A 13324-nucleotide genomic window follows, 5' to 3' on the forward strand; every position below is an offset into this window, starting at 1 on the left:
GGCGGGGACGGGCGGACACCTGCCGGGCGGGGACGGGCGGATTCGTGACCGACCTGGGAACAGGCCGGGGGCGAATCCCGTTCCACGCATGGGTACCATTAGCAGTCGTTCACAGTGAGTGCCAGTCCGGACTCCGCCGGGCTGAGTCAGCTAGGAGGAACCGTGCCGACGTATCAGTACGTTTGCACCGAGTGCGGCGAACCTCTGGAGGTCGTGCAGAAGTTCAGCGACGACGCGCTGACCGAATGCCCGGCATGCAGCGGCAAGCTCCGCAAGGTCTTCTCCGCGGCGGGGATCATCTTCAAGGGGTCGGGCTTCTACCGCACCGACAGCCGCGGCTCCGGCAAGTCGTCCTCGACCGCGGGCTCGTCGTCGAGCACCTCGTCGAACGGGTCGTCCAACGGCTCGTCGGGCACCTCGTCGAACGGCTCCTCGGGCGACTCCTCCTCGGCGGCCTCCGGCTCGTCGTCGTCCGGCGGCGACTCCTCGTCGTCCGGCAAGTCCTCGTCGTCCGAGAAGGTCGCCTGACCTCGTAGGACCCTCGCGCCCGACCCGGCGGTCCCCCGCGGACCCGCCGGGTCTCAGGCGTTCCCGGGCGCCGGCTACATCTCAAGACGTAGCCGGCGCCTTTTCCATGGCCCGAACGGCGTAGCCGCGTTCCCTTCTCACGCCGGACGCGCACGGCCGGCCCTGACGCGACGATTGAGATCAGGGAACGGCCCACCCCTACCGCTCCGCCGCACGACCCTCGGGGATTTCGAGATAGTACTTGACATCTCTCGGGGAGCGAGACACTCTAGCTAACGCGATATATCTCGTCTTCGTGCCTCAGGAGAGGATCATGAGCGCTTCGAGCCCGGCTCCACCCAGAGCCCCGTCCCACCGGCTTGCCGGACTGATCGCCGGACGGCGCACCAAATGGGTCGTCCTGGCCCTGTGGATCGCCCTGCTGGTGGGCCTCGGCCCGCTCGCCGGCAAGCTCGGCGACGTCGAGGAGAACGACGCGGCCGCCTGGCTCCCCGCCGGCGCCGAGTCGACCCAGGTCGTCGAGCTGGAGGAGCAGTTCCGCAAGGACGAGACGATGCTCGCCGTCATCGTCTACGAGCGGTCCGGCGGGATCACCCCGGCGGACCGCGCCAAGGCCGCCGCCGACGTGACCGCCCTGCAGCAGCTGCCCGGCGCACAGAAGGCGTCCGGCCCGTTCCCGTCCAAGGACGGCAAGGCCCTGCAGACGCTCGTTCCCCTCACCGACGAGGACGTCACCGGCGCCGTCGACCAGGCGCGCGACATCGCCAAGCGGGGGCCTCCCGGGCTGACCGCGCACGTCACCGGGCCCGCCGGCAGCGGCGCCGACATGTTCAAGGTCTTCGAGAGCCTCGACGGCTTCCTGCTCATGGCCGCGGGCCTCGTCGTCATCGTCCTGCTGCTGTTCATCTACCGCAGTCCGCTCCTGTGGATCGTCCCGGTGCTCAGCGCCGTGTTCGCCCTGGGGCTCGCCCAGTCGTCGGTGTACCTGCTGGCCAAGTACGCCGACCTCACCGTCAACGGCCAGAGCGCCGGCATCCTGACGGTCCTCGTCTTCGGTGTCGCCACCGACTACGCCCTGCTGCTCGTCGCCCGCTACCGGGAAGAGCTGCACCGCCATGAGGACCGGCACGAGGCCATGGCCTTCGCGCTGCACCGCGCGGCGCCCGCCATCATCGCTTCGGCCGCCACCGTCGCGGTCGGCCTGCTGTGCCTGCTGCTCGCCGACATGAACTCCACCGCGGGCATGGGCCCCGTCGCCGCCGCCGGCGTGCTCACCGCCCTGGCCGCCATGACCACGCTGCTGCCCGCTCTCCTGGTCATCTTCGGCCGGTGGCTGTTCTGGCCGCTCGTCCCCCGGTACGACGAGAAGTACCTGCGGCCGGAGGCGTACGAGGCCGAGCACGGCGTGTGGAGCCGTATAGCCGCCTTCGTCGGCAGGCGCCCGCGCGCGCTCTGGGCCGGCACCCTGCTCGGCTTGATCGTCCTCACTCTGGGGCTGGGGTCGCTCAAGGCGGACGGGCTGACCGACGCGGGCCAGTTCACCGGCAAGCCCGACTCCGTGAAGGGCTCGGAGGTCGTCACCCGGCACTTCGCCGCGGGTTCGGGCTCCCCCGCCGTCGTCATCGGCCGGGCGCAGGCGTCCGACCAGCTCGCCCAGACCCTGCGCGGGACGCCCGGCGTCGCCGAGGTCTCCCCGCCGGTGACCGTGAACGGCCTGGTCAAGTACGAGGCGGTGCTGAAGGACCCGGCCGACGGCGAGGCCGCGCGGGCGACCATCGACCGGCTGCGGAGCGCCGTGCACGGCGTCCCGTCCGCGGACGCGAAGGTCGGCGGCATGACCGCGACGGCGCTCGACATCGAGCGCGCCTCCAGCCGCGACAACAAGGTGATCATCCCGATCGTGCTGGGCGTGGTGTTCCTCATCCTCATCGCGCTGCTGCGCGCCGCCGTCGCGCCGCTGCTGATGATCGGCACCGTCGTGCTGTCGTTCCTCGCCTCGCTCGGCGCCTGCGCGCTGATCTTCGAGCACGGCTTCGGCTTCGAGGGCGCCGATGCCGGGTTCCCGCTGCTGGCGTTCATCTTCCTGGTCGCGCTCGGGGTCGACTACAACATCTTCCTGATGCACCGGGTGCGGGAGGAGTCGCAGCTCCTCGGCACGCGCCGCGGCATCCGGCGCGGCCTCACCGTCACCGGCGGCGTCATCACCTCGGCCGGGCTGGTGCTGGCGGCCACGTTCGCGGCGATGGTCACGCTGCCGCTGGTCAGCATGGTGGAGATGGGCTTCGTGGTCGCGTTCGGCGTCCTGCTCGACACGCTCATCGTCCGGTCCCTGCTGCTCCCGGCGCTGGCGCACGACATCGGCCGGCGGATCTGGACGCCGGGACGGCTCGCCCGCGAGGAGCCGGCCGTCGAGCCCAAGGTCCTGGACCCGGTCGGCTGACGGTCTCCGGGGGAGAGGGAGCGGGTGCCCTCTCCCCCGGTCCCCGGTTATCCACAATCGGCGGACGGCCTGCCGGACCCGGCGCGCGGGTGGCTAGGGTCGGCGCCATGTCCACTTCCGGTTCCCAGCCCACCGCCGATATCGGGGTCATCGGCGGCTCGGGCTTCTACTCGTTCCTCGACGACATCGAAGAGGTGCGGGTCGACACCCCCTACGGCCCGCCGAGCGACCCCATCGCGATCGGCGAGCTGGGCGGCCGCCGCGTCGCCTTCTTCCCCCGGCACGGCCGCGACCACCGCTTCCCGCCGCACCGGATCCCCTACCGGGCCAACCTGTGGGCGCTGCGCTCCCTGGGCGTCCGGCAGGTCCTCGCGCCCTGCGCGGTCGGCTCCCTGACGCCGCGGTACGGCCCCGGCACCCTCGCCGTCCCCGACCAGCTCGCCGACCGGACGTCCGGGCGCGAGCAGACCTACTACGACTCCGGCGCCGCGGTGCACGTGTCGTTCTCCGACCCGTACTGCCCCACCGGCCGCCGCACCGCCCTCGAAGCCGCCCGCGCCACCGGCTGGGACCCCGTCGACCGCGGCACGCTCGTCGTCATCGAGGGGCCCCGGTTCTCCACCCGCGCCGAATCGCAGTGGTTCGCCTCCCAGGGCTGGACGCTCATCGGGATGACCGGCCACCCCGAGGCCGTCCTCGCCCGCGAGCTGGCGCTCTGCTACACCTCCCTCTGCCTCGTCACCGACCTCGACGCCGGCATCGAGGAGGGCGAGGGCGTCACCATGCAGGAGGTGCTCCGCGTCTTCGGGCAGAACATGGAGCGCCTGCGCACCCTCGTCGCCGACGCGGTGAAGGCGCTGCCCACCGAACGCGCCTGCCCGTGCCCCCGCGTGCTGGACGGCATCGACCTCCCCCTGGAACTCCCATGAGAACGGCCCGCCTGCGGCGGCCGGCGGCGGCGCTGCTCGCCGCGGCCGCCGCGGGCCTCGCCCTCGTCGCGCTGCGGCCGGGGCCTCCGCCGTCCGTCCGCGTCCTCGCCGCCGCCCGCGACCTGCCCGCGGGCACGACCCTGACCGCCTCCGACGTCCGCCCCGTCGCCCTCCCGCCGTCCGCCGTCCCGTCCGGCGCCCTCCACCGGGCCGCCGCCGGCCGCACCCTCGCCGGCCCCATGCGCCGCGGCGAACCGCTGACCGACGCCCGCGTCCTGGACGATGCCCTCCTCGACGGCTACGGCCCCGGCACGGTGGCGACGCCCGTCCGCGTCGCCGACCCCGGCGCCGTCCGCCTCGTCCACCCCGGCGACCGCATAGACGTCCTCACCCGGCCCGCCCCGGAGGCGTCCACCGCCTCCGCCGAGCGACCACCGGACGCGCCGGCCGACCCCCGCTGGGGCACGGCGAAGATCGTGGTCTCGGACGTGCCGGTGATCGCGGCCCCGCCCGCGGACGACACCGGCGCCCAGGAGGGAGCACTGATCGTCCTGGCGACCAGCAGACCCCAGGCGCTGGCTCTGGCAGGCGCGGGCCCCTACCTCTCCTTCACCATCGCCGGCCACTGACCTTCGACTTGGCCGGGCGAGAAGTGTTCATTACCATCCGTAGCCGTTCCAGCGCCCGTGCGGCCCCAGCCGGCCCGCGGGCGCTCCCCGATACCCCCTGGAGCTCTCATGAGCGGATTCAAGAAGTTCCTCTTCCGCGGAAACCTGGTCGAGCTCGCGGTCGCGTTCGTCGTCGGCGCGGCGTTCGCGAGCCTGGTGAAGGACTTCGCGAACTCGTTCATCACCCCGCTGATCGCCCTCCTCGGCGGGAAGCCCGACTACACCCGGCTCGCCGTCGACATCAACGGCACGACCTTCCCCTACGGGATCTTCGTCACCTCGGCGATCGCGTTCGTCATCACCTCGGCGATCGTGTACTTCCTGGTCGTCCTGCCGACCACGAAGCTGATCGAGCGGATGGACCGCGGCAAGGAGGCCACCGAGCGCGAATGCCCCCAGTGCCTCAGCGAGATCCCGGTGAAGGCCCGCCGCTGCCGCTACTGCACCTCGGAGGTCGTCCCCGCCACCGAGGTCCCCTACTAGGCCCGGCCTCTCTCCGCGAGCGGCCCAGGGAGCACCGCCGGGAGCCGGCGGCCGGGCGGGTGAGCCAGGCCGGTCACCCGTCCTCGGTCCCGAACTCCCAGTGCCAGGGCTCGAACGGGTTGCTGTAGGCCCATGCCGGGTGGATCCAGCCGTACCGCCCGGCGTGGGCCTCCATCCAGTTGAACTGGAGGGAGCCCGAGTTCTGGACGCCGCCGCACAGGTCGAGGGCCTGCCCCTTGCCGTGGTTGCTCGTCCCGGGGACGGCCGCGAAACCGGGGCGCCGCGCGTACACGGAGTGCTGCTCGGCCAGGCTCCGGTACGCGTCCGTCACGCACATGTCGCGGCCGAACCGCCGCTTGTACGCGGTGTTCAGCTTGTAGAAGGACAGCGCCGCGTCGGCCCGCAGCTTGTGGTCGCCCTTCTGCGGCAGCGCGCACAGGTACTTCGCCGGGATCAGCCCGTTCGGGAACTTCCTCGCGTCCGCGGCGAGGGTCTTGTCACAGCCCAGCTCCAGCCGCCTCTGCCGGCTCACCGCGAGCTTGTCGAGCATGTCGTTGAGCTGCTTCGTCAGCTGCGCCGACTTCTTCTTCAGCCCGTCCACCTCCTGCTGGAGGCGGGTCTGCTCGACCGCGTTGCGCGACTGCAGGTCCTGCGCGGTGGAGGCGAGCTGCTGCCGCCGCTTCTGCAGGTCGTCGGCACGGTCCACAAGCGCCTGCTGCGACTGGGCGAGCAGCGTCACGTCCGCCGTCGAGCGCAGCGCCTGGCCGGGGTCACCGCCACCGAAGATCGACATGGATCCGGCCGCGCCGCTCTGCTGGTAGGACGTGTTCGCCAGCCGCGCCAGCGGCCCCCGGATCCGGTTCAGCTCGGCCTCGGCGACGGCGAGGTCCTTCAGCGTGCCGCGCAGCTTCACCTGCGAGGCGGCGAGGTCCTTCTGCCGGCCCTTCATCTGATCGGTGGCCTTCTCCAGCTCGTCCCGAGCCTTCGACGCCTCGCGCCGCAGCGACTCCAGCGGGTCGGCCCGGCCCGCGGCGGCGGCGCCGTGCGGTGACAGCACCGCGATCACCAGGAAGACCGCGGTCAGCGCCGCCGACCGGGTGTACGGCACGGTGGTTTTCCTCCAGATGCCCAGATGCGGAACAGCGGCAGAACGCTACTACAGGTTCTACGGTGACCTGCGCGTAACCGGTTCAGCGGTCACCGTAACCGTGGCGCTCGCACCACCGGCGCATCCACCAGACGTCCTCCCAGCCCGCCGGGCACGGCCGCCGCACCTGCCGCGTCGGGGACGGCGACGGCGCGGGGGTGGTGCGCCTGCGCGGCTTCGTCACCGGCGCGGGCGCCCGCTTCGGCGCCTTCGTCGCGATCTGCGGCTCCGACTCGGGCGGCACGTACTCGCCGTAGGTCGGCTCCGGCTGCGGGGTGACCGGCGTGGCGTTCCGCGCCGGCGTCCCGGCGGTCTCCGGCCGCCGGCTGACGGGCTCGTCCCGCATCCCGATCGCGATCACGGACGCCACCAGCACGGGTACCAGGAACGCCCCGGCGATCACCGCGGCCCGTCTCCCCCGGGACGCGCCGCGCTCCTCCACCTCGTCCTCGGCGCCCTTGAGCTTCGGCTGACCGCGATGCCGTCCCGTCACGGCACCGAAGCGTACCGATCAGGGCCCCACGGGGCCTAGGGCCCCGGGAGACCCATAAGAAGAAGCGTTCAGCGCTCCCTTTCGCCTACCCTGTACCTGCCGTCCGCTACGCTCTAGCGCGAGCGACGACATGCCTCCGTAGCTCAGGGGATAGAGCACCGCTCTCCTAAAGCGGGTGTCGCAGGTTCGAATCCTGCCGGGGGCGCCCAGAACGCGAACCCCCGAGCGGCGGTGGGGCGTTCCGTCAGATCCATCCCGCTTGGGCGGCCAAGGCCGTGCGGTAGAAGGCGTCGCCGACCACGACGATCTGGCGGGGTCACTGGGCGATCCCCGGGGGCACGGGGGCCGGTCCCCTAGGGGGTCACGGATGCGAACCGGGCACGTGCCCGGGAAGCCTGTTGCCATGCGCAGATATCCGGTCGTAAAGCACGCACCGTACGGGTCTGAGGAGAAGGACGCTCGTCGCATGGCCGACCTGGACTATGGGTGGAGTCTCCGCGAGGTCATGGCGGAACGCGGCATGTTCTCCACGACGGAACTGCGCCCGCTGCTCGCCACCCGGGGCGTCGAGCTGTCGGCGAGCCAGGTGTACCGGCTCGTGGTCGACAAGCCGGAGCGGCTGAACCTCCGCACGCTGATGGCGTTGCTGGACATCCTCGACTGCACGATGGACGACCTGATCAAACCGCTCTCCACGCGGGCCTCGCACGGTTCGTCCGAGTGACGCCTTCCCGCCGTGCGCGGGAGTCCCGTGGTTCCGGGAGGCGGCCCGGGACTCTCCAGTGAGCCTGCCCAGGCTGTCACTGATGCGGTCTCCCCATGTGCCCGCACACAGTTGTCGTGTCCGCGAAAGGTGTCCACCGGCAGGCTGAACGGAGGGGTCATGGCGGTCGAGCCGATGATTCGGGGGCGCACCGGCCCCGTCCCACCGTCCGGTGATCTCCCGCTCCGCGGCCGCGATGCCGAGCTCGGGCTGCTGGTGGGACGGCTCGCCGCGCTGGCCGACGGGGAGGGCGGGGCGGTGGTGGTCGAGGGCCCGCCGGGTTCGGGAAGGACGCGGCTCCTCGCCGAGACCCGGGCCCGCGCGCTTGAGGTCGGCCTCTCGTGGAGGCATGGGGCCGGGGCGTTCAGCGGGCTGCCCGTCCCGCTCGGGCCGCTGCTGGAGGCATTGTGCGGCGGGGCGGAACCGCTGCTCGGTACGGCCTCCGCCGGACCGGCCGATCTGCGCTCGGGGACGCTGCAGGAGATCCGCGGCGGGCTGGCGCGGAGTGCGGCACGGCAGCCGCTGGTGATCTGCCTCGACGACGTGCAGTGGTGCGATCCGGCGACGCTGGAGGCGCTGGCGGTGCTCATGGACGGCCTGGCGGACGCCCGGATCCTGTGGGTGGTGGCGGTGGGACCGGCCTCCGCCGACGTGTGCGGGGCGCTGGACCTGGTCCGGGAGCGCGCCGGGCATCGGATCGTCCTCGGTGAGCTGCCCGACCGCGCCGTCGTCGCGCTGGCGGCCGATGTGCTGCGGGCCGCGCCCGGTGACGGCGTGCTGCGTGCGGTGCGGAGCGCGCAGGGCACGCCGCGGCTGGTCGTTGAGCTGCTGCGCGGCCTGCGGGAGGAGGGACTCGTCACGGTCCGGGGCGGAGTCGCGTCGATGTCGGGCGCGACGATTCCGCGCCGGGTCCAGGCCATGGTGCGGGGTCGGCTCGACCAGTTGCCACCGCATGCTCGGGAGGGCTTGCGGGTCGCGTCGGTGCTCGACCGGCCGTTCACTGCCGGAGAGCTGGGCGACCTCACCGGGGTTCCGGCGGATGAGGTGGCCGCGATGGTGGACGACCTCGTCCGTGCCGGGTTTCTCGACCTGGCGGGAGATCTGCTGGCCTTTCGTCATGACCTGGTGCGGCAGGCGATTTCCGGGACGCTTTCCTCGGCGCTGCGCCGATACCTGCGGCGGCAGGCGGTGGACGTCCGGCTGGCGCGGGGTTGCGGGGTGGCCGAGGTCGCCGACGCGCTCGCCGAGGTCGCCGCGCCGGGCGACCGGCGGGCCGTGGACCTGCTGCGCGAGGCCGCCGCAGACCTGACCGCCTCCGCGCCATCGCGGGCTGCGGAGCTGAGCCGCAGGGCGCTGGAGCTGGCGGATCCGCTCGGCGCGGACACCGCCGAGATCGCCGGTGAGACGGTCGAGCTGCTCGGCGCGGACGGCCGGTATGCGGAGGCCAGGGCCCTCGCCGGCACCACGTTGGACGGCCCCCTCACCGCGGTAGAAGAAGCGCGGCTGCGGTTGGTGGTGGCGCACCTGGTGAGCCCTTGTTCCTTTGGGAAGGCTCTTCGCGAGTGCCGGACGGGGCTGTCGCTGCCGGGGTTGCCCGAAGCGCTGCGGGCCCGGCTCTCGGCGGCCGAGGCCCTCTACCTCGCGCTGTCGGGTGACGCCTCGCGGCCGACCGCCATCGCCAGTACGCAGAGCCCGCAGTGGACGCTTGAGGTGTGCGCGCGGGCGTTCTCTCTCTCCGCGTCCGGGCAGACGGGGGCCGCGTTGCGGAAAGTCGATGCGGGCATCCGGGCCGCGCAGCGGACCGGGCATGCGGCGGCGGCTCTGTGGTCGATGAGCCGCGCGCGGATCCTGCTCGACGCGGGCCGCCTCGGCGCCGCGCGCACCGAGGCCGGTGCCGCCCTTGCCGCCGCGGACGACCTGGCCGCGGGCGACTTCGCGGACATCACGGCCCGGTACGCGCTCGGCCGGGCGTCGGTGATGCTCGGGGACCGGGAAGGCATCCGCCGCTGCGCCGCCGACGGCGCGCGGATGATGGGCGCCGAGGCACCGGTCGTGCGGCACACCGGCGCCTGGCTGGCCGTGCCGGCGGCGGAGGCCCTGGGCGACACCGCCCGCGTCGCCGAACTCCTCGAACTCGCCTGGGACGGCGTGGACCGATCGCCCGACCCCGCCGACCTCGTCGTGCTCGCACGCCTCGCGCTGGCCGCCGGGCGGCCCGGCCTCGCGGCGGCCGCCGCCGAGCGCGCCACCGGTCTCGATCCGGAGATCCCGCTGCTGCGGGGCGTCGCCGCCCAGACGCGCGGGATCGTGGACGACGACCCCGATCTCCTGCTGCACGCGGTCAAGCTGTTCGAGGACACCGAGAGGCCGCTGGTCCACGCCTCGGCGGCCGAGGACGCGGGCCGTGTCCTCGGCGCGGCCGGCGGCCCCGGCGCGCGAGACCTGCTGAACACCGCGCTCGACCTGTACGAGGAGTCGGGCGCGGCACGCGACGCCGCGCGCGTCCGGCGCCGGTTGCGCCGACTGGGCGTGCGCCGGGCGCCCCGGACACTGGACGGGGCTCGAGAAGGCCAGTGGGGGCTGACGGCGGCGGAGGTCACCGTGGCCCGGCTGGTGGCCCAGGGCGCGACCAATCGGCAGGTGGCCGAGCAGTTGTTCCTGTCGCGCCACACGGTCAACACCCACCTGCGGAACGTCTATACCAAGTGGGGCATCAACTCCCGGGTCGATCTGGCCCGCCTCGTCCTGGCGCGCGAAGCCGCTTGATCGCAGCGCGCGCCTCGTCCTTCCGGTCGGCGGGCGCCTGCGCTTTGCGCGAGTCTGCGGTGCTCTCCCTGGGGGCACCGGGGCACCTGCCCAGGGCTCCTGCCAGGTATCTCCCGGATGCGACCGCGCCCCGTACCGGACGACAGTGAGTGATGCCGGGCGGTGATCGTCCGCCCGGCAGGGTCGGACGGAGGAGGCGGGGGCATGGCGGTCAAGGAGATGGCGCGAGAAGCGGGCGGCGTCCTCACGCCGGACGACGGGCTCCCGCTGCGAGGCCGCGATGCCGAGGTCGCCGAACTGACCGGGTGGCTGGGGCGGCTGTGCAGCGGGCGAGGCGGGATTCTGCTCATCGAGGGGGTTCCGGGGTCCGGCAAGAGCCGCCTCCTGCGGGAGGCCCGGGTCATCGCGGAGTCCCTTCCGGTCCGGGTTCTCGGCGGGGCGGGCGAGCGCGACCGTCGGAACGTTCCGTTCGGCGCGCTGCTCGACATGCTGGCCTCGCCCGCCTTCGATGCTGCTGCGCTCCGGACGCTCTCCGGGTCCGCCGAGCAGCGGTTCTGGCTGTTCCGGGCATTGCGGGACGAACTGGAGCGGGCGGCGCGGGAACGGCCGCTGCTCGTCGTCCTCGACGACCTCCAGTGGTGCGACGCCGGGACGCTGCTGGCGCTGCGCACCCTGCCCGCGCGGCTGTCCGCGCATCCGATCCGGTGGCTGGTCGCCGCCCGCACAGGGTCGCCGGGCGCCGACGTGAGGGCCGCCGTCGCCCGCCTCGCGGACGCCGGCGCCCGAACGATGCGCCTCGGCCCCCTGCCGGCCGACGCCGCCTCCCAGATGGCCGCGGACCTGCTCGGCGCCGAGCCCGGCGCGGACGTCCTCGCCCTGATTCGCCGAGCCGAGGGCCGGCCGCTCGCGGTGACCGAGATCGTCAGCGGGCTCCGTGCCGAGGGCGCGGTCATCCGGACGGGCGGGGCGGCGCGGCTGACCGGGCGGCACTCGCCGGTCCACTCCTACGGGTCCGCGCGGCGCCTGCTCGGGCACCTGTCGCCGGTCGCCCGCGACGTGCTGCGGCTCGCTTCGGTGCTCGGCCGCGACCTGGACGCCGGGCGGCTAGCCGACCTCGGCGGGTACGGCGCCGCCGAGGTCGTCACGGCGCTCCAGGAGGCCGTCGACGCGGGCCTCGTCCGCGCCGGTGACCCCCTCGGCTTCCGGCACGACCTCGTCCGCGAGGCGGTGCGCGGGACGGTCCCCGCGGCGCGGCGGCGGGCGCTGCGCAAGCGGGCCGCCGAGCTGAGCCTGGCGCAGGGGGTTCCGATCGGCCAGGTCGCTCTCGCTCTGGCCGAGACGGCGGAGCCCGGCGACGCCGATACCACCGCGCTGCTGCGCAGGGCCCTGGCCGAACTGGCGGAGGCCGCGCCGGACGCCGCAGTGCCGCTCGCCCGGCAGGCCGTCGCGCTCGCGCCCGCGGGCTCGCCGGAACGGGCCGCCGCCGTCGCGGAGGCCGTTCCTCTGCTCGTCCGGACCGGCCGGGGCGGCGAGGGCCGCAAGCTCGCCGACTCGGTCTTGGACGGTCCGCTGGACGCGGCCGTCGAGGGCCGGATCCGGCTGGAGGCGGGGCTGTCGGCGCTTCAGGGCTCGTACGCCGAGGCACTGCGGCACAGCCGAGCGGGCGCCGCGCTCGACGGGCTGCCGGACGGTATGCGCGCCCAGCTGATGGCCGTTCAGTGCCTCTCCACCGTCCTGACAGGTGACGTCGCCGCTGCTGAACGGCTGCTCGCGCCCGCCACCGAGGCGGCTGTGCAGGCCGAGGACGGCGCGGCGCTGGCGCTGCTCCACACCGCCGACTCCCTCGCACACGCACGGCGGATGGAGTTCGCCGCAGCCGAGCGTCTCGCCGCCGCGGCCGTCGCCGCCTCGCCGGACACCGCCGCGCTGTTCAGGCCGGCCGTCTGGCAGGCGTCGCTGCACGGCATGACCGGCCGCCTGGAGGAAGGGCTGCGCGGGGCCGCGGACGGTGCCGCAGCGGCCCGCCGACCCGGCCAGACCCACGGCTTGCCCCTGTGGCTGGCCACGCACGCCCGGCTACTGCTGGCTGCGGGACGGCTGGCCGAGGCGCGGGCGGAGGCCGACGCCGCGCTCGCGATGACCGGGGAAGCGGGCGCGGGCGAGGCCGTCTCCTTCGACGCGCTGAGCGTGGCCGGACGTGTCGCAGCGCTGACGGGTGTGACCGCCGCAGCGGGCCGGGTCCTGGGTACGAGCGAGGCCGACGGGCTGCGCCGGCCTGGCGAATGGCCCGCGGACGATCCTCTCTTCGTGCGGATGCTGCTGAGCGCCGGCCGGTCCGGCAATGCCGCGGCCGTGGTCGATGAGGCAGAGCGCAGGGCCGCGCTGAACCCTGGCATCGGGTTCTTCACTGCGGTCGCGGCGCACGCGCGCGGGCTGCTGGATAACGACATCGCCCCCATCAGGCAGGCCGTGGAGATCTTGCGGGGATGCCCGTACCCGCTGGCGCTGGCCTCCGCCCTGGAGGACGCCGGGCGCCTGCTTCTGGACGCCGACCGGAACGCGGCCATCGCGTACCTCACCGAGGCCGAGGACGGATACGTCCGGACGGGTGCCGATCACGAAGCGGCGCGGGTCCGGCGCAGGATGGGCTCCGCCGGACAGCGGCAACGGCGGCGGTCCAGACCCCGCCGCGCCGAGCAGGGCTGGCAGGCGCTCACCCCGGCCGAACGGCGGGTCGCGGCGCTCGTCGCGGGAGGCGCGACGAACCGTGAAGCCGCCGCGCAGCTCTTCCTCTCCCCGGCCACGGTCGGCACGCACGTCATGCACGTCTTCCAGAAGCTCGGCGTGAATTCGCGCGTCCAGCTCGCACGCCTTTACCTGGAGCACGGAGAGACCGCCGGCTGACCCGTCGGCTCCCGAAAGTCGGAACCGTTCAGCAGCGAACGGTTCCGAACTTTCGCCATACCCTTTCCGACCTCCGCATCCGCCATTCTCTAAATGGGTGCGCAACCTCATTCGTCGATCTCATGTGTTCGTGTCATGCCACGTCAGAGCCACCAGGAGAAGGTGAGTAAGGCAAGCCCGGTTCGTCCGGTGAAGCGCCTGCC

At 73.5% G+C, this 13324-nt stretch carries 10 protein-coding genes and 1 tRNA gene; 9 read left to right on the forward strand and 2 right to left on the reverse strand.

What is annotated here, in order from left to right; translation table 11 throughout:
• The first annotated feature begins 162 nt into the window (after nucleotides 1–162).
• The 5 genes from CHF16_RS17065 (at nucleotide 163) to CHF16_RS17085 (ending at nucleotide 5048) form a co-directional block, all read left to right on the forward strand.
• Nucleotides 163–528, forward strand: coding sequence for an FmdB family zinc ribbon protein (locus CHF16_RS17065; RefSeq protein ID WP_089327044.1), 366 nt, complete (start codon nucleotides 163–165; stop codon nucleotides 526–528).
• A 313-nt stretch (nucleotides 529–841) separates the two neighbouring features.
• The gene (locus CHF16_RS17070) at nucleotides 842–2968 is read left to right on the forward strand and encodes an MMPL family transporter (RefSeq protein ID WP_089327045.1); all 2127 of its coding nucleotides are present in this window, start codon (nucleotides 842–844) and stop codon (nucleotides 2966–2968) included.
• Between the two features lie 107 nt (nucleotides 2969–3075).
• The gene (locus tag CHF16_RS17075; protein WP_089327046.1) at nucleotides 3076–3897 is read left to right on the forward strand and encodes an S-methyl-5'-thioadenosine phosphorylase; all 822 of its coding nucleotides are present in this window, start codon (nucleotides 3076–3078) and stop codon (nucleotides 3895–3897) included.
• Nucleotides 3894–4526, forward strand: coding sequence for an SAF domain-containing protein (locus CHF16_RS17080; RefSeq protein WP_089327047.1), 633 nt, complete (start codon nucleotides 3894–3896; stop codon nucleotides 4524–4526). The genes CHF16_RS17075 and CHF16_RS17080 overlap by 4 nt, the downstream gene beginning before the upstream one ends.
• 108 nt (nucleotides 4527–4634) lie before the next feature.
• Nucleotides 4635–5048 (forward strand): MscL family protein, encoded by a 414-nt coding sequence (locus CHF16_RS17085; protein ID WP_089327048.1) that lies wholly within the window; start codon nucleotides 4635–4637, stop codon nucleotides 5046–5048.
• Nucleotides 5049–5121: 73 nt separating this feature from the next.
• On the opposite strand, the gene CHF16_RS17090 is transcribed toward CHF16_RS17085, so the two are convergent.
• Together CHF16_RS17090 and CHF16_RS17095 are read right to left on the reverse strand one after the other, a co-directional pair.
• The gene (locus CHF16_RS17090) at nucleotides 5122–6156 is read right to left on the reverse strand and encodes a D-alanyl-D-alanine carboxypeptidase family protein (RefSeq protein ID WP_089327049.1); all 1035 of its coding nucleotides are present in this window, start codon (nucleotides 6154–6156) and stop codon (nucleotides 5122–5124) included.
• 82 nt (nucleotides 6157–6238) lie between these two features.
• Complete coding sequence (locus tag CHF16_RS17095) at nucleotides 6239–6688, reverse strand: hypothetical protein (RefSeq protein WP_089327050.1); 450 nt, start codon at nucleotides 6686–6688, stop codon at nucleotides 6239–6241.
• A 132-nt stretch (nucleotides 6689–6820) separates the two neighbouring features.
• On the opposite strand from CHF16_RS17095, the gene CHF16_RS17100 reads away from it, so the two are divergent.
• From CHF16_RS17100 to CHF16_RS17115, 4 genes are all read left to right on the forward strand, one after another.
• Nucleotides 6821–6893 (forward strand) — tRNA-Arg (locus CHF16_RS17100).
• A gap of 261 nt (nucleotides 6894–7154) precedes the next feature.
• Entirely contained in the window at nucleotides 7155–7412 is a 258-nt protein-coding gene (locus tag CHF16_RS17105) for a helix-turn-helix domain-containing protein (RefSeq protein WP_089327051.1), read from the forward strand.
• A 159-nt stretch (nucleotides 7413–7571) separates the two neighbouring features.
• Nucleotides 7572–10217 (forward strand): ATP-binding protein, encoded by a 2646-nt coding sequence (locus CHF16_RS17110; RefSeq protein ID WP_089327052.1) that lies wholly within the window; start codon nucleotides 7572–7574, stop codon nucleotides 10215–10217.
• Nucleotides 10218–10421: 204 nt separating this feature from the next.
• A complete protein-coding gene (locus CHF16_RS17115) occupies nucleotides 10422–13121 on the forward strand; it encodes an ATP-binding protein (RefSeq protein WP_089327053.1) in 2700 nt (899 codons plus the stop codon).
• Nucleotides 13122–13324: the final 203 nt, after the last annotated feature.

This window comes from Actinomadura meyerae, assembly GCF_900188445.1.
In the GTDB taxonomy this organism is placed as follows: Bacteria; Actinomycetota; Actinomycetes; order Streptosporangiales; family Streptosporangiaceae; genus Spirillospora; species Spirillospora meyerae.